Annotated in this window: 18 protein-coding genes; 8 read left to right on the top strand and 10 right to left on the bottom strand. The window is 56.4% G+C overall.

Going from position 1 to position 17,487, the window contains the following annotated elements:
• The first annotated feature begins 11 nt into the window (after positions 1 to 11).
• Positions 12 to 224, top strand: a complete 213-nt coding sequence (locus AC1DNK_RS26845; RefSeq protein WP_477944139.1) for a hypothetical protein — start codon at positions 12 to 14, stop codon at positions 222 to 224.
• Here the strand turns inward: AC1DNK_RS26845 and AC1DNK_RS26840 are convergent.
• From AC1DNK_RS26840 to AC1DNK_RS26830, 3 genes are all read right to left on the bottom strand, one after another.
• The gene (locus AC1DNK_RS26840; protein WP_477944138.1) at positions 189 to 881 is read right to left on the bottom strand and encodes a hypothetical protein; all 693 of its coding nucleotides are present in this window, start codon (positions 879 to 881) and stop codon (positions 189 to 191) included. The two genes, AC1DNK_RS26845 and AC1DNK_RS26840, sit on opposite strands and share 36 nt — an antisense overlap.
• Before the next feature lie 1,334 nt (positions 882 to 2,215).
• Positions 2,216 to 2,419: a hypothetical protein gene (locus AC1DNK_RS26835; protein WP_477944137.1), complete on the bottom strand. Its 204-nt coding sequence runs from the start codon at positions 2,417 to 2,419 to the stop codon at positions 2,216 to 2,218.
• A gap of 162 nt (positions 2,420 to 2,581) precedes the next feature.
• The gene (locus AC1DNK_RS26830; RefSeq protein WP_477944136.1) at positions 2,582 to 3,478 is read right to left on the bottom strand and encodes a LysR substrate-binding domain-containing protein; all 897 of its coding nucleotides are present in this window, start codon (positions 3,476 to 3,478) and stop codon (positions 2,582 to 2,584) included.
• Between the two features lie 286 nt (positions 3,479 to 3,764).
• Here AC1DNK_RS26830 and AC1DNK_RS26825 point away from each other — a divergent pair, with 286 nt between their 5' ends.
• Positions 3,765 to 4,052: an ArsR/SmtB family transcription factor gene (locus AC1DNK_RS26825; protein WP_477944155.1), complete on the top strand. Its 288-nt coding sequence runs from the start codon at positions 3,765 to 3,767 to the stop codon at positions 4,050 to 4,052.
• A 625-nt stretch (positions 4,053 to 4,677) separates the two neighbouring features.
• Here AC1DNK_RS26825 and AC1DNK_RS26820 read toward each other — a convergent pair.
• The 3 genes from AC1DNK_RS26820 to AC1DNK_RS26810 form a co-directional block, all read right to left on the bottom strand.
• Positions 4,678 to 5,958 carry a type II toxin-antitoxin system HipA family toxin gene (locus tag AC1DNK_RS26820; protein WP_477944135.1) on the bottom strand — a complete coding sequence of 427 codons (1,281 nt, stop codon included), beginning with the start codon at positions 5,956 to 5,958 and terminating at the stop codon, positions 4,678 to 4,680.
• Positions 5,945 to 6,355 carry a helix-turn-helix domain-containing protein gene (locus tag AC1DNK_RS26815; protein ID WP_477944134.1) on the bottom strand — a complete coding sequence of 137 codons (411 nt, stop codon included), beginning with the start codon at positions 6,353 to 6,355 and terminating at the stop codon, positions 5,945 to 5,947. Before AC1DNK_RS26815 ends, AC1DNK_RS26820 begins: the two co-directional genes overlap by 14 nt.
• Before the next feature lie 621 nt (positions 6,356 to 6,976).
• The gene (locus tag AC1DNK_RS26810; RefSeq protein ID WP_477944133.1) at positions 6,977 to 8,833 is read right to left on the bottom strand and encodes a flagellin N-terminal helical domain-containing protein; all 1,857 of its coding nucleotides are present in this window, start codon (positions 8,831 to 8,833) and stop codon (positions 6,977 to 6,979) included.
• A gap of 291 nt (positions 8,834 to 9,124) precedes the next feature.
• Between AC1DNK_RS26810 and AC1DNK_RS26805 the strand changes: the two genes are divergently transcribed.
• Both AC1DNK_RS26805 and AC1DNK_RS26800 read left to right on the top strand, forming a co-directional pair.
• On the top strand, positions 9,125 to 9,505 hold the full coding sequence (locus AC1DNK_RS26805) for a hypothetical protein (protein ID WP_477944132.1): 381 nt from the start codon (positions 9,125 to 9,127) through the stop codon (positions 9,503 to 9,505).
• 246 nt (positions 9,506 to 9,751) lie between these two features.
• Positions 9,752 to 10,174 carry a pyridoxamine 5'-phosphate oxidase family protein gene (locus tag AC1DNK_RS26800; RefSeq protein WP_477944131.1) on the top strand — a complete coding sequence of 141 codons (423 nt, stop codon included), beginning with the start codon at positions 9,752 to 9,754 and terminating at the stop codon, positions 10,172 to 10,174.
• A gap of 568 nt (positions 10,175 to 10,742) precedes the next feature.
• Here the strand turns inward: AC1DNK_RS26800 and AC1DNK_RS26795 are convergent.
• The gene (locus tag AC1DNK_RS26795) at positions 10,743 to 11,747 is read right to left on the bottom strand and encodes a lysylphosphatidylglycerol synthase transmembrane domain-containing protein (RefSeq protein ID WP_477944130.1); all 1,005 of its coding nucleotides are present in this window, start codon (positions 11,745 to 11,747) and stop codon (positions 10,743 to 10,745) included.
• Positions 11,748 to 11,904: 157 nt separating this feature from the next.
• On the bottom strand, positions 11,905 to 12,177 hold the full coding sequence (locus tag AC1DNK_RS26790) for a hypothetical protein (protein WP_477944129.1): 273 nt from the start codon (positions 12,175 to 12,177) through the stop codon (positions 11,905 to 11,907).
• 204 nt (positions 12,178 to 12,381) lie between these two features.
• Between AC1DNK_RS26790 and AC1DNK_RS26785 the strand changes: the two genes are divergently transcribed.
• Complete coding sequence (locus AC1DNK_RS26785; protein ID WP_477944128.1) at positions 12,382 to 12,879, top strand: hypothetical protein; 498 nt, start codon at positions 12,382 to 12,384, stop codon at positions 12,877 to 12,879.
• Between the two features lie 189 nt (positions 12,880 to 13,068).
• Here the strand turns inward: AC1DNK_RS26785 and AC1DNK_RS26780 are convergent, their stop codons facing one another.
• Entirely contained in the window at positions 13,069 to 14,733 is a 1,665-nt protein-coding gene (locus tag AC1DNK_RS26780) for a hypothetical protein (RefSeq protein ID WP_477944127.1), read from the bottom strand.
• 183 nt (positions 14,734 to 14,916) lie between these two features.
• On the opposite strand from AC1DNK_RS26780, the gene AC1DNK_RS26775 reads away from it, so the two are divergent.
• A complete protein-coding gene (locus AC1DNK_RS26775) occupies positions 14,917 to 15,480 on the top strand; it encodes a transglutaminase-like cysteine peptidase (protein WP_477944126.1) in 564 nt (187 codons plus the stop codon).
• Positions 15,481 to 15,522: 42 nt separating this feature from the next.
• Complete coding sequence (locus AC1DNK_RS26770) at positions 15,523 to 15,756, top strand: hypothetical protein (protein WP_477944125.1); 234 nt, start codon at positions 15,523 to 15,525, stop codon at positions 15,754 to 15,756.
• Between the two features lie 266 nt (positions 15,757 to 16,022).
• On the opposite strand, the gene AC1DNK_RS26765 is transcribed toward AC1DNK_RS26770, so the two are convergent.
• Entirely contained in the window at positions 16,023 to 16,787 is a 765-nt protein-coding gene (locus AC1DNK_RS26765) for a 3'-5' exonuclease (RefSeq protein ID WP_477944124.1), read from the bottom strand.
• A gap of 188 nt (positions 16,788 to 16,975) precedes the next feature.
• On the opposite strand from AC1DNK_RS26765, the gene AC1DNK_RS26760 reads away from it, so the two are divergent.
• A complete protein-coding gene (locus tag AC1DNK_RS26760) occupies positions 16,976 to 17,353 on the top strand; it encodes a hypothetical protein (RefSeq protein ID WP_477944123.1) in 378 nt (125 codons plus the stop codon).
• Positions 17,354 to 17,487 lie beyond the last annotated feature (134 nt).

Below are 17,487 nucleotides of genomic sequence, written 5' to 3'. Positions count from 1 at the left end.
TGGAGGGTAACATGCTGGAAGCAACACAGTATATCGTCGAAAATCCCCTTGGCGGTCTTATCAGGGACAGGTTTGTTCTACGCGGGCGCCTGGCCGAAATCGGGCTTAATCATGAGGCTTTTTCATTATCGTCGGAAACGCCCCGCACGATCGCCCTCACCTTCTGGGAGCCCGACCGGATCGAGGCGTTAAGGATTCTCGCGAAACTGCAAGCCTTGACGTAAGCGGTAGTCGATCTGGGGGACGGGTTCGCCCGGCCGGCTTGGGTTTATCGCCTGCGCGGCGTCTGCGGGTGTTTCCCCAAACTCGGCCATCCGATCACGCAATTTGCGGGGGTCGATACCCACGCGCTTTGCAAACGACGTCACGGAAAAGCGCTTGCCGTTTTCGACGAACCAGACAGGCTCCAGTTTCTTCGTGCGGCGCTTGCGCGCCCACCGGCAATTGCCGGGCCCAAATGGCTTGCTCAGGTCGGTCCGGCGCAAGACGGCGCCTTTCGGACGCTTTCCGAGATCTGCCAGAAAGGTTTCAAACGAGTTGATCCAGCGCTGATCGATCGTTACGCCGGCGCCGCCGTAATTGGCATAGCAGCGATCGTTGGGATTGAGGCATTTGCCTTTCATGCCCTGGTAGGCCTTGAACGTCGGCGTCGCCGCATATCCGCAACGGTGGCCATGCTTGAATGATCGCTGCCGGTTTGCCTCGGCGCGCAGGCACCCGCAGCTCCGCGTTCGGCCAGAACGAACAGGCTCGAGAAACGCGGTAAGTTCACCACCACAATCGCAGCGAAAATTCCATCGCGTGTGCTTGCCGGCATTTTCGGCACGCGAAACCGCCACGAGCCGCCCAAATCGCTGATTTACAATGTCGGCTGCCGGCATGTCAGAAAACGGGTCCGTCTTTGAGTCTTGACTAGCACGCTTTGACGGCAGAGGAAACCTTCCGTCGCGGTCGAGCGTTTGCGCAACATCAGAGTGGCGACAGAGTTTGACGGTATCTGGCTTGGAAATCTCGCGCTTTCTGCGGATGGAGCCGGGGCATGCTCTTGCCCAGGAACGGGAGCGTTTAGCGCGACGCTCGGTCTGTCGATAGGGCAATCAACGTCTCTCGGCAGGCGCAGCACGGTGCCTTATGAGGCCACCACTGTCGTTTGGCCGCGACGATCGCGTCGTTGGTACGTTGCGCCCTTCCAACGAGAAAGACCCGCCCTGGGGTTAATAGGGCGGGTCTCGATCAGGAGGGCAGAATAGGCGCACCTCGGGTGTCCTATGTGGACCGAAATGAGCTTAGCCGAACTCCACTATCGGTTGGGCCATACCAGCCCGATCGCGCCATGTACGGTTACTTACGCATTACAAAAACAGCACACGAACGGTCGGCTGAACCTTTGCAGACCCGTTGGGGGTAATCAATTCATCCGAAATGATTATGTGAATAACGTGAATTGAAGGCCGTGCAAACGCAAATGGGCGAGGAGGAGCGGCGCGCGAGGGACGGCGATCCTCACCGTGATGATAGTCTGCATGCTTGATGCGGACCCGCAATGGCTTGCTTCGCTCGACCAGATAGATCAAACCTTATCGAGGGTTATCCCGGCACGGAAATGGGCAAACCCGCCGTTCCGGTCGCAGTGCTGATAGTTGTCAACTTGACTGTAAAGCCGTTAAGCGGATAGCCGCTGCCTCTGCTGCCGGCCAGTCGCTCCGAGAGAGCTTCCTAATTGTCGGTCAAAGCACCAGATAGGCCAAGCCGCCCCAGAATCCGCCGATGACCATGATGATGGCGGTAACCGCACCGACGATCTCCAGTTTTTCTCTCATTGTCGACGTCCCCTGTTTTGTCTGCGAAGACAAGCAATTTCGGCAGGAAGGATCAAACTGATCCTGCCGGTAAGCTTATCAGGTAAGGTTAAGGTGCCCGACTCGCGCGGCGCGAGGGAACGTCGCGAAAGAACTGCGCCTTTCGTACAGGCTTTCAAGCCGCCGATTATGCTGTTCATTTGCGATCATCCGGCCGACAACCAACGGTCGGAAAAACGCACCCAACATTGTAGGATGGCTGGAGCGATGCGACGCGCCGGCACCATCAATATACCGCTGATCTTACCAGATCGACAGGAAGCCAACGGGCTCGGCGTGGTCATAAAGGACGAAACCGATGAGCATCGTCAAAACAATCAGACTTGTCAGAACCTCAGATACGATCAGCCGCCTCATCACGGTACCCACATTTCGTCCGATGGCTCTCCCGCCATCTCGCGGAGTTCCGATGCACTGACGGCAATCAATGCTTCGTACTGGTCGCCAATCATTCTGTTAAATTGCTTGCGAACGCCATATTCGTGCGACGACCCAAGATTTTCCATGGTGTCGATCGTCTTAAGAATATGATCGCGGATGCCACTAGGTTCGCCCGTCATAAGTTGCTCGTTGTTTCAGTTATCCCTCAACCTGCACGAAGACGCCTGGAACGAACGCCACGTGCATCCATTGCGCCATCACTATCTAATATCTGGGAGGCTAAAATCACCTTGGCCGTTCGGCTTAAGCCGGATACCCGGATTTTTGGGCCTGATGGCCGTCTATTCAGTATTTTCAACGAAGAAGTCGATTAGCGCACGGGCGGCTGGGGAATTTCCCTTGCGGGTCGGAAAGGCAAGATAGATCTCGGCGTCCGCCGGGCTCCAATCGGGAAGGATCCGGACAAGCCGCCCGGCCGCAAGATCGTCACGGCAGGTGACCTCCGGCAATATTGCAACACCGAGACCTGAGCGCAACGCCGCCATGACAGCGGGAATACTTCTGCAAGCAAGGCGAGCCCTTTTCCTGACAATCGCAACTTCGTTGTTTGGGCCAGACATCTGCAGGTGTTCCTCATCATTGAGGCTAGTCGCCGTCAACAAAGGAGCCTGTTCGAGTTCAGAAATCGAGGCAATAGGGCCAGCCCTTTGCAGGAAGTCCGGGCTGGCAACCAGGACCGAGGACGCCTTGCCCAAACGCCGCATGACGATGCTGGATTGCGTTTCACGCGTGCGGTTCGAACGGATTTCCACATCGATCCCCTCACCGACAAGATCACTATTGTGCTCAGTTCCGACCACCTGAACGGAAACATCCGGATAGCGCTTGAGAAAATTTTGTACCGTCCGGGTGACGACGAGATCAACGAATGGCATCGGACATCCTAGCCGGACAAGCCCCTGCGGCCGCGCCTGCGCGCTGATGACTGCATTTCTCGCGTCCTCGGCGGCCTGCAGGATCGCGACGCAGCGTTCATAGAAATCTCTTCCGATCTCCGTTACGCGAAAATTGCGCGTTGAGCGCTCTATCAGCCGCGCGCTTAGCTCATCCTCAAGCTTCTGGACGCGAACACTGAGTTTCGATCTTGCAATGCCAAGGCTGCGGCTAGCAGCCGAATAGCCGCCATGGGCGACAACAGCGGTGAAGTATCGAAGGTCATTCAGGTCATTGACCGACATTGCTGCCTCCATTTCGACGCACCGGTGCGGGTTCTCGTCCACGCCAGCGTTGCGCCAAGCTTCAAGATGTTCAGCTCATTAACGTCAAGCCCAAGTGCTTGGCATCGTTAAGCGAATAACTCTCAGCGCGAACCGCGGACCTCAACAATGATCTTTGGTTGCTTTCGTTTTTGCAGCAGGTAGATTATCGCTAGCCGCAATTGCGGTACATCCCCTTACGGAAGGCGTCAGTTTGAGCGACGAAAACGAGATATTGGCTGAAAAGAAAGCCGCTCTTCTTTCCGCTATGGCCAATCCCAACCGGTTAAAGATCTTGCTGGCGTTGTCGAGAGGCGAAACATCCGTGGGCGATCTTGAGCAGTATGTTGAGCTTTCGCAATCAGCGCTATCCCAGCATCTCTCCAAGCTTCGGCACGACAAATTGGTCTCCACGAGACGGAGCGCCCAGACGATTTACTACGCAACGCGCGATCCTCGCGTTCTCAAGATGTTGTCGGTTCTGGATGAGATTTTCGTCGGCAACCGATCACGGCGCAACGCCTCGACACCTCAAGGGCAAAAGACCGCCGAATGAATAACCCCTCAGATTGTATCTCGCGTTCGCAACACGTTCTTGAGTTGTTCGTGTTTGGCAATTCATATATTATCTATTGCTAATATTATGCGCCATCACCGCTGTCCTCGCTCAACTGTCTTAGCCTTAAGCATTTCCAGCAGCTGGCTTAAGTAAAAAAAACGCCACTGACGGCAAATTCATGATCTTCACCCCGCCCGACGCGTAGCGGCGGCAGATATCGGGCGGGGTGAGGCACGGCAACGCAACATGCCGTGGCAAGCACCATGCAACGAGCCCTCTGACACCACACCTTGGCAAAACGGATTAAGCCTTCCGGAAGCCGCCACTAGGGACTACACGCCGCGGATGGAGCGCAAATCGGCCGGTTGGGTTCAGAACGATGCCGAGGGCCGATCGCACTCCACTCTCTCCTTGCAATCAAGTGAAGCGAGAATCAGGTTGACGTGGATGCGATCCGCGATGGCCGCGTGCATTGGAACGCACTCCCGCCGGGCCCACCTCGTTGCTAAGTGCACCAATCGGTCCCCAGAAGGCTGACCTGGGATTTGCACTGAGAAGTCTCCCGCAGTCCGGCGTCAGCTTTCAGCGCAAATCATCACCTCATCTGATCGGCGAGTTTTGGCTACGCTGAAACAACCTCTCTCACGAGGGAGAGTGTGGACAAGCGAGAAAGAAGTTTGCCCTTCATTTCAGAGGGTAAGGGCGCTTCGTCAATTATCGCTGGCCAAGCGTGCACCGCTTTTCGAACGGTTTCGATGACTTGATCAATTATCACCTTTGGTGCGACCTTGAGCGCACCCGCCGCCCGCTCGAACTTGCGTAATCCGATTAGATTCGGATCTTTCGTACCTCCAAATTCCAGGGCCATCTTCGCATCACCATAAAGGAACGTCGGCACGATATCATAGGCGGGCGTCAGAGATATTTCTCCGCTCCGGGGATACAAGAATGACCAGTTTTTCAAGTGAGCATCACCGTTTCCAAGCAGCAAATTGACCACGATACGCCGTACGCTCTCAAGAAGCTCACCCCTGCCGTCGTAGCAAAACCGCTGAACGATGTTCATGACGGTTGCCTCATTGGCCTTGGTATATTTCTGATCCCCCATCGCGCCGACAATCTGGGCAAAGTCTTCGGACTGTATTCGTTGCCCCTCTGGTCCCCGGTCAAATCTCTCGAGGGAAAGAGAGAGCTGGCCTTTTAACAGATACTCGGCAGGGATTCCGTCTATCTGCTCGTGTGCAATCAAATTCGCGTTCGCAACGCGCACGCCGACGGCTGCAGCAAGTTTTAGCGCGGTCCACTCCGCTTCTGGAAGAAATGCGTGCTGGGGAGATGGGGTCTTGAGTATGAGGTGGCCCTCTCCGGATTTCGCAGGGATTGTCAACGCAGCCCGATTTGTCGCTGAGAATTTCAGCTGCACACCTGCAAGCGAGAATCTGATCTCTTCAGAAGGAGCAGGTTTGGTCGCCGGTTGCTTGTCTACTCGCGCCGCAAGCGCTGGACTGCCTGCCTCCAGGCGAGCAATCAGCGCGCCGGGCAAGTCCTCGCCTAGTTTTGCCAACACATCGAAATTGTCAAACGCTCCAGCACCGAATTCCTTCTCGACGAGCTCCCGAAGCGCACCCTCTGGCAGAAGGTTTTGAAAGAAGGAAGGTAACGAGCCACCAAACATTACCTTATCTCCCGTCGCCCTCAAGCGAGCGACGGTTTCTTCCTCATTTGCACCTCGCCATGAGACACTGACAAGCGGACGCTTCTTGCCAAGAGCGATGTAACCATCGTCAACAAAGAATCTAACCGTCCCTGATGGCTCACGCATCAATGATCCAACCCGCAGCTCCTTCCCTGGCGCTACTGCGAACGTGATCCCTATCAACCCGGCACGGTTAACGATCAGCATCGAGGCCTTCCTTGCCGGTTTCGCTGTCGTCGATGAATACTTCATCGAAAACAGTCGGCATGTCGTAGGTCGGTGCTATTTGACGGTCAGGAATACCAATTATTGCTTGCACATCGGCAAGCCTGTCATTTGGCACGAACATCAGCGTTAGCCCCAATGCTGCTCCGATCTCGTTGAGGAAGTCTACCGTGCTATTGGACTTACCATTTTCGAGCTCGCTGATACGAGCGGGGTTCTTTCCTGTTCTCTGTGCAAGATCGTGGATACGCAGCCCTCGCTTCCTGCGAAAACTTGATACCTGTCTTCCGATCTCAGTTTTGATACTCATTCCATAAACCGAAAATGTGATATAATATTTCTTTTTACCGAAACATCGCACTTCTGTCAATTTCTGCATAGAGAACTTATGTCTATATTTTTCTATAAAACGAAACAATCTTCGCTGCATCTACCTGCTGCATCTTTGTGCGCCCCGCCCTACCCCTGCGGGGCATCTCTCTGTCAGATCGCCATCTTTAACCGAGCGCGGTCGTCGGGCAACACGTTCATCCCGGCCGCATGAGCCGCTTCGACAAGCGCATCAGGGCGACATCTGCCTCGACGTAGAAAGACATCGCGTCAAGCGAGCGCGCGGTGAAAAGAGATCCGCCTTCCCGCTAAATGGCCAGCTGGAGCTCATGAGCAACGCAGCGAGGTCATCGACGCTAAAAGCCCGTCGGTAGCGTGCAATGCCGTCAATCTCGACGTGAATTCGATCAATGGGCACCCGAATTTCGAAGCTTTCCGTGACGCGAGACTGCCCGCGGAGGCCGGATCAGAGCGTGGGAGCTGATTCGGTTCCGTCATGATCTAGTCTGGATTGCGCCATCGCAGGTTCTGGAACGACCGCAATCATTGATCCGGCGAGGCGATTTCCCCGGCCAGATGGTTCCTCACGAGAATGCTGCGGACAAGACGCAAAGGAGAGGTAGAGCAAGCCGACACTCGCTGCCGGCCGCCGTTACCTGAGATTGAAGGTTCATTGGAACAAGGACAAGACGTTGGCCGACCTAGCATTCGCAATCGACAGGGCTTGGAGCGCGAGTTGCTGTTGGACCTGAACCGCGTTTAGTCTGGAAGAGGTCTCCTCCATGTCAGCGTCGACCAAGAGGCCGATGCCTTTGTCCATCGAGTCGAAGAGCTTGGCAGAGAATTGCGACTGCATATCGATCCTGGACTGCAGAGAGCCCAGAATCGACGCCGCCGTGGTGACGTTCTGACCCACGACTTCCAGATAGTTCAAGTAATTATCGATCGCCTCTGGTCGCTTTGCGATATCGATCTTCATAAAGCTCATCGCAGGCAATGGCTCAATGCTGACACGGACATGGTCGAACTGGATATTGGTGCCGGCTCCTGATTTCCTGTCCTTATCAGGATCGGACTTTATGATGACCGTATCGGTCCCGCTGGCCTCGATGACGAGGTCGGGCCAGTCCGCATCGAGTAGTGAATGCAGCAATGTGGCCATCTCGGCATTGGTTTCTATCTTGCCTGTTTCCTTGCTGAGGAGCGTATTCACATAGGTCCTGTCGAAGGTGTACGACTTTGGCGTTGCGCCATTGTAGGAAAAATCGAAGCTAACGCTAACGCCATCCTTGTTATCACCGTCGATACTCAGCGCAAATGGATCGAAAGACAGGGCAAGGCCTGAACCCCGCGCTCCAAAGTCGAATTGCTCCTTCAGTCCGCCGTTGCTCACGCCCACGCTGGCAAGGTTCGATATCTCCACATAGGAGCCGTCGCCATGACTTTCCAAAGTCTGGATGGACATCGCCTTCGGGTCATGGACCCAGTGCATCGATTGAGGGGGATCCCACATCCCGTATGACGCGTCGACGCTGGCGCCATGCGCATTGAGAACTGAATTGAGAACTGCCGCGAACTGGGTGTTGGTCGAGATCACCCCATCGAGGCTTGGGTCATAGGAATCGATTTCGGCCTTGGTGATTGAAATGTGGGTCGAATATCCTGGATAATAGGGTCCCGGGAGTTCTTGCAGATTGCCCGTTGCACCGGGCAGGTTGCCCGGGTTCGACGCCTCTCTGTCTAGTGTGAGATCAAAGCTGATCTCCGCCCCCGCCGCGTTGAAGTCGAGAGGAGACCCCACAGGAAAGCTGTTAAGAAAGAAAGACCCGGTCGAGGGGCCCGCTTGGCGCGGATACATCCAGCCGCTGTTCTCGTCCGTGTAGTAGGCGGTCTTGTCCGTGGCAGAGGAGCCAAAGGTGTCGAACGAACGTATTCCCCCGATCGTCCAGACGGCGCGGTTGTCAGGTTGCAGCAGGCCGCCACCCGTGCTGTTAAACAGTGAGATTTCCGACAAGTGAATGTCCGATGTCTTCACCGCTACCGAACCGTTCGAGGATCGCACGAAAGAAGACACCACAGAGACCTTGTTGATATCGTCGTCGTGAATGTCTTCGACATCCGTGATGAGCCAGTTCTGCCCGGAGAAGCTTGCGGAATTAGCAATGCTCTGGACATGTGCCTTCAGTTGGTCCAGCTCCGTCTGTATCTTGGCCTTGTCCACTCCATCCTCCTTCGCAGCGACGATTTTCGCCTTGAAGTCTGAAATGATTTCCGCAACCGACGTGATGCCCGTGTATGCCGTATCCACCTTCGCTGCACCAATCCCCATGGCGTCAGATACGGCCGAAACGGCGCGCTGATCGGATCGCATTGTCGTTGAGATCGACCAATATGCTGCATTGTCTGCGGCTTTTGAGATGCGGAGCCCTGTCGAGACTGTCTCCTGGGTGTTGGATAGATTCGCAGAAAGCGATCGGAGATTTTGGAGCGCAGAAATCGCGCCCTCATTCGTTCGAATGCTGGTCATGTGGGCTCAGGATATGGGATTGAATCGCTCGTCATGAGCTTGTGTGAATATGCGAATACAATCATTCGGAGTGTTAATCGAGAGTTAATGACTGCGGCTAAATGTTACTTGGTAGCGCGTTTAGACAATTGGCAGCTCGATTTTCGCAACATTGAGTGGAAAAAACATGCCGTGGGAAAGCCGCCCTCAACAGCGGTCCCAGTGCCCAGCGTTCGGTAAAGCGGGATTGCAGTTGTCTTTCGCTCGGGCCGAACCATTCTACATGTGAACGAGGAACGGGAGGAAGATCGGATGGCCAAACCATTTGCCTACGCGGCGGTAGCTCTGCTCGCGATGCTGTCAGTCGTCGCGGGCCCATCCGCTGAGGCAGTCCGCGCCGACACCAAATACGACAGATTGAAATCCATACTGGGCGACAAGGATCAACTCACCGTCGCCCGGGCACTTTCGCAGGCAGCAGCCTTGGCTCGCATCTGCAAACGTCAAATCGACTATGAGCAGTTTCAGAACGCCATGCGCATCTCGGGGATCGAAGCCCAGGACCTGGCCGAGGGCGGCAAACTCTTCGGCTCAACCCAAGACGGCCGTGCTTCAGTCGATGCGACCGGGTGCAACGGCGCTGATGGATCTTTTGGGCCAGATGGCGCCGAAATCCCAGGCATCCTCAGGTAGCGATCCCGGCGCTCGGGTTCGAACTCAGGACCGGCGATCGCTCGTTGGAAAGATAGCCTTCTTCAGCGCTCAATTCAGCTGCTGATACCTTTAGCGGTCATAGCCTGGATATTGACGGAAGCCACACGAGAGCTGCCTAATGCATCGACAGTCCACACACATGCTGAGATGATGCCGAACTGAGATGTTGGTTGCAACGACAGCGCTAGGGTCGGGACGACTCCGTCAATATGGACAATTCACCGGATGAACCTAGCCGAAATAGACACAGAAACTTGGCATGCCCTTGAAAGGGTAGGTAAGGAAGCTCTATCCGGTTTTCGATACGTCAACCTTTGCACCGTCGATGTGGACAATCGTCCTCAGGCTCGCCTCGTCGTTCTGCGATCTGCGGACCCGAAACGGCGCACCACGGAAATCCACACCGACATCCGAAGCCAGAAATGGACCGAAATCGGCAACAACTCCTCAGCGACCGTTCTTGGGTTCGACCCCGAAAAGGGGTTGCAGCTTCGACTTCAAGGCACCGCATTCCTCTATCCTCTGGAGACTGAGATCGCGGTGGACGCCTGGAGCCGTCTGCCGTCTTGGACGAGGGCTACTTATACACTGGGGGCCACCGGGCAATACGGCGCCCACCAGCCCGACCAGCGCCGAACCGGAGAATGACGACGGCAGGGCAGTCTTTGGGGTCATCTTCAGAGTCAATGCATTGGACTGGTTTAAACTTGCGCGTGGCGACAAGAGAAGAGCGACGTTTCGATACGGCCCTGAAGGAGCGCTGGTCGATAGTCGCTCGATCAATCGATCGGCAGATGTGGGGTTTTGCAACGCGTCACGAGGCCGACGGCACAGTCGCTTCCCAGCTGCCGGGTCCTCCGCCGGAAAACGGTGAGTTCTGGTCTGACGTCCTCGATCGCATCAAGGATGAAGCGCATTCGCGATACGCCGTCGCACGTCGCCACTTGCCGCTACGTGGCGCGAAATGGCTATCGCACTCGTGACAGTCGAGGACCCTATGCGAAAGAAGCACGCTGCGCCGAGGCGGCGTGGCATCATTTCATAGCTGTTTCGACGATGATATCGGACGGTGCGGCCCTTGGAGAGGACATGTCTTTCAACGCTCGCTCCAGGACCCATCCGTATCACGGCCGTCCAGATAGCTTGCTCACCCAGTGATCGCGATTGTGGGGGATTGGTAGCCCGTCGCCGCGCCAAGGGCAACGGGCGTCGATGATCATGCTGAAGCAGGCTCGGGCGCCGCCGCCGAACCGATCCTTGCCTTGCGTGCCCGAAATGTCGCCTCGACGGTCAGCGACAGAGGGAACCCGATGAAGAACGGGATGAAGAAGTAAATCGCTCGGAATGCCACGAGTGATCCGATGGACGCCTGATCGCCCATGACGTGTCGCACGGTTGCTTCGAGAACGCCCAAGCCGCCCGGCGCGTGCGTGATGAGGATCGCGACATTGGCCAGCGCAAACGCTGTCGCAGCTTTCAGGTAGCTGACATCGGCATTCGCTGCCATGACCTCGCGAAGACATGCGGAAACCAAAGCGAAATTGATCGTACCGATAACGATCTGTGCCAGTGCGATTTTCAATGTCGGCATCTGGAACGTCCAAGAGCGGACTCTGAGCGGTGCTCTCAAAAGGGCTGCCAGCACCAAGTATGCCGCGACAGTCATCATGCACCCGATCCCGATCATCCTGACGGTGCGCTCACCTAATCGTAGGACCCCGGCAGCGTCGCCCGGATTTAAAATCATGACAATGCCGGACAACATAGCCATGCCAATGCCGACCGTCACGCCCGACAACAGAACAATCTTGGCGACATCTTCCGTGCTCATCCCCCAGTGCGCGTAGTAGCGGTATCGGAGAGCTCCGCTGCTCAACCCCGACATCCCCACGCTTTGACCTATCGATAGAGCGATGAATGAAGCGAGGCCGATCTTTGGATAGGCGAGATCGTTCTTGACGTAGCGGACCCCTGCCCAGTCGAACCCGGTGAGGCAGACATAAGAGCCGAGTGCGAACAATAGTGCCATCGCGAGATTAAACACCGGGATTTCGCTGATAGACTTCGCAATGTCGCTGAGCGAATACTCCCGAAACGTATGATAGAGAAGAAATGCGGCGACGCCGAAACCGACGAGAAGCATTACGTAGGTAATTATCTGTTTCCGGGTCATGATCGCTCGCGATTCGAAAATATTTCCTTCGAACGGACATTCGGTCAATTTGGTTCCCTAGGGTGTGGGCGAACTCGCCTGCCCAGTGTTCATAGCTGCGCGCTGTGCCGTCTGACGCTCGCCATCCTGCGCAGGCGCAGCCAAGTCTTCTGTTTCTCCGCGCATCTCCTAGATCCCGTGCGCAAGAACGAATTGGCGGACGAATTTAACATTTTTCAACTTGTAAGGGTTCAATCCCATCGAGATGAGTTTCAGCCGGCTTCGCAGATAAAATATCGAACTCATTGATGAAATTTCTGAAATCCTCATCCGCCATCGTCGAGATTTCGCCGAGCGTCTGGGGCGTGTCGATAGCATCCCAGTTTGGCACCGCGGATGCCGGAAAGGGTGCATCCTTCAGTTTGTCGAGAGCTTCGATGTTACGGCGCAGGAGCGGCCTCCGCTGAAGCGAATTGAGTTTCGACGCTAACGCGAGCAACGCGGACTTCTGAAGCTATAGCGAGCCGGGCATCACGCTTATCGCAGGATGAGACCGTCGTCATGCTCCAGTGTAGCGGCAAGAAATCTCTCTCCGCCGCATGTGAAGCCCGTGCTCCAGGCAATCGATAAAATCTTAGCGCGCGAATGAACCGGATCATCATTGGCGCATTCTAGGCTGCAGAATGTAGGAGATTTCTGCACCATGAACGGTTTTGCTGCCGCAGCCGGAAAGATCGCCATGTCGATCGGCCTTGTTTTCATCGCGATGGGTGCTGCTTCGGCCGTCACAGAGCGTCCGGTGAAAGCCACGGTTCTGGATACGCAGGCTCAGCCCGTTTGGACATCGATCCCGGTGCGGGTTGATCGCTCGAAGCAGACCTACCAACGGATAGCGGGTCGCGAAGCCGTTGATGCTTACCCGATCAAATTTCGGGCGGGAACCATGTTCACGATCATCGATGGAGCTACGTTCGAAGCCAATGGAATGCGGATTGTTCTTGCCGGTGTGAAACCGCTGGAGCGTCGGAAAATTTGCGAGGACGCCGGCAAACGCACTGCGTGCGGAACACGTGCTTTTGTCATCATGACTAAAGCCTTGAGGGGCAAGTTCGTCGATTGCAGGGCGGTGGCCGATGGTCTTTTTGAATGCAGGTCAAATGGCAGAAAGCTTTCGCAGCTTTTGGCCGCAGTCAATGCTTGACCTGACACGTCTGCAGTTTGGACCTGGATTTACGCCCCTGATTACCAGGTGCAAAGGTCTGACGGAAAGCCCATCCATCTCCGGACCTTGACAGATTCCCGCAAAGCCCAGGCCGAAACTTGTCACGTCATACGAAAAAAGGCCGACAACGTGTCGGCCTTTTTCGCGTATCACTCGATCAGCTTGATCTCAGCCTCGGCCGCCGCTCTTCGAGCCACCAGCGCCATCACCGATGCCCTTGGACCCACCGCCACTATCTTTACTGCTCTTGGAGCCACCGCCGTTATCGCTGCCGCCGTTGGAGCCACCGCCATTATCGCTGCCGCCCTTGGAGCCACCACCGTTATCGCTGCCGCTCTTGGAACCGCCACCGTTATCGCTGCCACCCTTGGAACCGCCGCCGTTGTCGCTGCCGCCCTTCGAGCCGCCGCCGTTGTCGCTGCCACCCTTGGAACCGCCGCCGTTGTCGCTGCCGCCCTTGGAGCCACCACCGTTATCGCTGCCGCCCTTGGAGCCACCACCGTTATCGCTGCCACCCTTGGAACCGCCGCCGTTGTCGCTGCTGCCCTTCGAGCCGCCGCCATTATCGCTGCTGCTCTTGGAGCCACCACCGTTGTCGCTGCCGCCCTTGGGGCCGCCGCTGTTGTCACTGCTACCCTTAGATCCGCGGTTGTCACCATCGCCGCTAGATTTGTTGTCGGATGATGACTTGCTACCCGTTCCGCCCGGCGCGCCGTCGTTCTTTGTATTGCCCGAAGACGAGTCCGTGCCAGGCGAACCGTCATTTGACTTGCCGCCGCGACCCGGTTTGTCGTCGTTCGAGCCGTTTTGGTCCGATCGGCCTTTGTCGCCGGAGTCACCTTGCTTTCCGTCCGACCCCTTAGAGCCATCGCTGGTCGGGCCACCATCGCGCTTGTCGGGACGACCTCCGCCATGCGTCTGGTCATTGCCCCTAGGCCTCCCCTGCGATCCCCGTGGATCCTTGGAGCCTACCTGGCCGTTGTCACCGCTTTTGTCGCGCCCATCGTTCCTATTCTTGCCGTGATCTTTACGGTCGTCGCCGCGGCTGCCCTTGTCGCCATCGCCAGCCTTGGTGTGGTTGTCGTGATCACCCTTGCCACGTCCATCCTTGTTATTTTCCCCACGGCCGTCACGATCGCCTTTCGGCCCATCTTTATCATTGTCGCGCCCCTTATGATCATCTCCGCGGCCCTTGCCGTGATCGTGGTCGTCGTGGTCGCGCCCCTTGCTCGGGCCATTGTGATGATCATCCCTTCCACCGCCCTGATGGTCGTGAGTTTTCCCGCCACCGTTGTTGCCATGATGTTTGCCTCCGCCTTCGTGATCATGGTCGCGATCACGGCCATTGTGACCATGCCCCCTGCCGGGGCCGTCATGGCCGTGCTTGCCGCCGCCATGGTGGCCGTGATGTCCGCCGTGATGATGCCCATGGTCTCCGCCAGGACCTTCGCCGCCATTACCGGGGTCGCCGCCGTCATCCCCGCCATTTCCATCGTCGCCGCCGCCGTTGTCTCCACCGCCATTGCCGGTGTCGCCACCGTTGCCCGAACCGCCCCCATTTCCTTCGCCGTCACCCTCGCCCTGGCTGCCACCAGGCGCCACGGGGTTGGAGGCCTGCTTTCCACCGCTCGACTTCCTCTGCTGGCCGCCATTGCCATTGTCGTCGTCGAAACTCGAATCCATCACTGCAGCGGTCGGCAGGCACAGCCGATACTCGAGGGTACCGGGAATTGCGATTTTACAATTCAGAACGGAAGGTGCTGCCATGCCCATGCTGCTGCTTGCCAGAAGGTAAGCAACGGCGACGCTATACTTCGCTGCTTTGCGGATCATTGTTGATATCTCCCAAAGTTAACAAATCGCTAACAAGGGCTATTGTTATATTAGCAAAGCGTTAATCCGAAGAATAATCTGTGGATGACCTGTATAGTTCTTAAGATATAGTTAAGTATAATATTTTAATAAAAATACTCCGAATCACGTATCGTCACCGCATCTGCAATCGAGACGACGGTTATGGCTCGCCTGTTTGGACTATTTTCTCTAATCTTCTTTTCGGCGCAAATTCAGGCATTTGGGGGAGACTTTCTACCCGCGGCCCGCGCCGTTGGAGCGCCGGTAGGATTTGCATCGGCATGCGCAAAATACAGCTGGCTATGCCGCCAAAAAGGCGGGAACAACGTCGATCCCCGCACCGCGATGACGATGCTGGAAAACGCGACGCGAACGGTGAATCGTCGCGTCACGCCGGTCAATGACGTTGGAGGCGACATCTGGACCTTGCCGACAAACGGGCGAGGTGATTGCGAAGACTACGCTTTGGCGAAGATGAAAGCGCTGATTGACGCCGGATTTCCGGCAACAAAGCTTGCTCTTTCTGTCGTCATCGGGCCTCGGGATCAGAACCACGTCGTACTGATCGCGCGCGTCGACGGCACCGACTATGTCCTGGACAACCTCAACAACAGCGTGAAGCCCTGGCGCCGCACGCCCTACACATATCTTGCGACTCAGGATTTCAACAGCAGATCGTCGTGGCACGTAACGCTGGCCGGCCCCAGAGCTGGCGAGTTTTCTTGACCACCACGGGCTCTGCTCGCAGTCTCATGAGACCGGACCACCATGGCCACCTTGTCAGATCATTTCGACCAAATTGCCAAAGGGCTCGAAGAGCACAAGAACAAGATCGCCGCCCTCGACGCGGAAATCGAGTCTTTGGGCCTTGCCGATCGGCACGCCAAGTATCTTGCGCTCCTGATCCGCCTAAGAAAGGAATATGCGCAGATACACCAGCAATATGAAGGGCTGTCGGAGGCCTGCCTTTCGATCATGCTTGAGGAGGCGAGGCTTCCATAGAAGCGCAAGCAGATACGCCGGTCCACCTAATTCCAAAGCAGTTGGCTGTAGCAAGGCTCCTCCAGAGTTGGACCTCCCTCGCCAGTCGGGATACTGTACGCAAGGCCGCTTGATACCGCTCTTACTCGAGACCGTAATTTCCGCCTCGGTTGGGACGCTTGCTCGGTCTCCATCAGAATGAGCCTGAATTGCTGCAATTCCAGGAAAATGACAAGCTTGCAACATGGCTTTGCGTTGTCAATCCCGCGCCGTGGCAGCTCATTTTATTACAGCAAGCTGCCTTGGGTCGGCTCGCTATCGACGTTAGCTACCGATGCTGTTCCTCGCCTAACCATCTCGGTTTCGGCGGTAAACCGGACATCTCGATCACGATCCATCAGGAACTGCTCGACGACCTTAGAGTCTATCAAATCCCAAGACTTGCCGCGTTCAGGTCCGGATGGCACCCGGGGCAGAAGTCCCGGCTCAGCGCTCCACGCGAGCAGCCGTTCAACTGACGACGCATTGAGCATGTCCCGAAGATGGTGCGCGGTGACGTAGGCGTCCGGCATAGCCCGATGAGCTGGCAGGCCTAGCTTGTGTATAAGGCCTTCAGGCATTCGCTGGTAGCGAAGCATCTGGTTCGAAAATCGTTGCAGATGCGGCCATAACCTCATCGCGCATTTCCACGTGCAGATCCATTGTGCGCCCCCCGTCAAGCGTGGGGTGCAGTAACGCTGCTCGAAACTGGCGCGGTGGGCAGCCAACGCGACAACCGGTCGGGTGGGCTGAAGCACCGAAGCTGCGACTTCCTTCCATAGAGGCGCTCCCGCCACATCGCTATCACGGATATGGTGGACGGCCATCGTTTCGGCGGAAATCGGACGGCCTGGATTGACCAGGAGCGAACCGCGCTCGAGATCGAGCTGCCAGCGACCGTCGTCCGTTTGTATCACATCCTGCCAACCGATTTCGCACACGTCATGCGGACCGTTGCCACCAGTCTCGAGGTCAATCACACGGACAATGGTCTGTTTTGGTATCTGCGCCATCCGCTATCCGAAGCACCTGCCGATCACAGCTATTCTCACCGTACTCGAACCCAATCTTTGAGCGCGGTTTCCGGGTTCCGGAACTGAACTAGGGCCAGGCAGGGTTTCCGACAAGTTTGGCTGCTACCAATGTGGCCACGCCACGCATGATGGCGTCGCCGTCCTGAAGAGCTCGCCAGAAGTTGACGATGAGCGACAGATGGTTCGGGAAATTACTTCAGAGACTGGATGAAGAAAGCATGGGGGACGACACGCCCGTTGTTGTCACCACCGACCATGGGCACGATATCGGCGAGCGTGGCGGTTATCGCAAGCAGTTTCCGCACTTCGATAGCCACGCAAACATCTCGTTTATGGTCTGCCCTGTTTCCCAAGGAAAGCAGCAGGCTACCGAAGCTGCCCAAACGGCGACGACCGCAGGCGTACACGGCGACAGGCATTGCTTCGAGACGCCATCGGCTAGATCAGACGGCATGTCCGGTTATGGGAATGTGAAGAGCCCTTCGAGTGACCACCATGGCGGCGCAAGGGTGCCCTTCTCATTCCTGCAGCAGTGGCCGGTTTAGGCCGATAGCTGATCTCAGCCATTCCCATGCCGATACCTACTCAGTATGGCCCTGCATAAAATTCGACCCAAGATTGTTGCAGGCATCTGGAACCGATGTCCATGATCGGCATTCCCCCCGCGCGATTAGCGAGG

The sequence above is a fragment of the Rhizobium sp. 01N424 genome, from assembly GCF_056399485.1.
Note: the sequence above shows the minus strand (reverse complement) of the source record. Positions and strands in the feature narration are given on the sequence as shown.

What these genes read in the sequence shown, in the direction of transcription:
- AC1DNK_RS26845 (WP_477944139.1), top strand. Translation starts at nt 12, where the DNA reads ATGCTGGAAGCAACACAGTATATCGTCGAAAATCCCCTTGGCGGTCTT.
- AC1DNK_RS26840 (WP_477944138.1), bottom strand. Translation starts at nt 881, where the DNA reads ATGCCGGCAGCCGACATTGTAAATCAGCGATTTGGGCGGCTCGTGGCG.
- AC1DNK_RS26835 (WP_477944137.1), bottom strand. Translation starts at nt 2,419, where the DNA reads ATGACGGGCGAACCTAGTGGCATCCGCGATCATATTCTTAAGACGATC.
- AC1DNK_RS26830 (WP_477944136.1), bottom strand. Translation starts at nt 3,478, where the DNA reads ATGTCGGTCAATGACCTGAATGACCTTCGATACTTCACCGCTGTTGTC.
- AC1DNK_RS26825 (WP_477944155.1), top strand. Translation starts at nt 3,765, where the DNA reads ATGGCCAATCCCAACCGGTTAAAGATCTTGCTGGCGTTGTCGAGAGGC.
- AC1DNK_RS26820 (WP_477944135.1), bottom strand. Translation starts at nt 5,958, where the DNA reads ATGCTGATCGTTAACCGTGCCGGGTTGATAGGGATCACGTTCGCAGTA.
- AC1DNK_RS26815 (WP_477944134.1), bottom strand. Translation starts at nt 6,355, where the DNA reads ATGCAGAAATTGACAGAAGTGCGATGTTTCGGTAAAAAGAAATATTAT.
- AC1DNK_RS26810 (WP_477944133.1), bottom strand. Translation starts at nt 8,833, where the DNA reads ATGACCAGCATTCGAACGAATGAGGGCGCGATTTCTGCGCTCCAAAAT.
- AC1DNK_RS26805 (WP_477944132.1), top strand. Translation starts at nt 9,125, where the DNA reads ATGGCCAAACCATTTGCCTACGCGGCGGTAGCTCTGCTCGCGATGCTG.
- AC1DNK_RS26800 (WP_477944131.1), top strand. Translation starts at nt 9,752, where the DNA reads ATGAACCTAGCCGAAATAGACACAGAAACTTGGCATGCCCTTGAAAGG.
- AC1DNK_RS26785 (WP_477944128.1), top strand. Translation starts at nt 12,382, where the DNA reads ATGAACGGTTTTGCTGCCGCAGCCGGAAAGATCGCCATGTCGATCGGC.
- AC1DNK_RS26780 (WP_477944127.1), bottom strand. Translation starts at nt 14,733, where the DNA reads ATGATCCGCAAAGCAGCGAAGTATAGCGTCGCCGTTGCTTACCTTCTG.
- AC1DNK_RS26775 (WP_477944126.1), top strand. Translation starts at nt 14,917, where the DNA reads ATGGCTCGCCTGTTTGGACTATTTTCTCTAATCTTCTTTTCGGCGCAA.
- AC1DNK_RS26770 (WP_477944125.1), top strand. Translation starts at nt 15,523, where the DNA reads ATGGCCACCTTGTCAGATCATTTCGACCAAATTGCCAAAGGGCTCGAA.
- AC1DNK_RS26765 (WP_477944124.1), bottom strand. Translation starts at nt 16,787, where the DNA reads ATGGCGCAGATACCAAAACAGACCATTGTCCGTGTGATTGACCTCGAG.
- AC1DNK_RS26760 (WP_477944123.1), top strand. Translation starts at nt 16,976, where the DNA reads ATGAGCGACAGATGGTTCGGGAAATTACTTCAGAGACTGGATGAAGAA.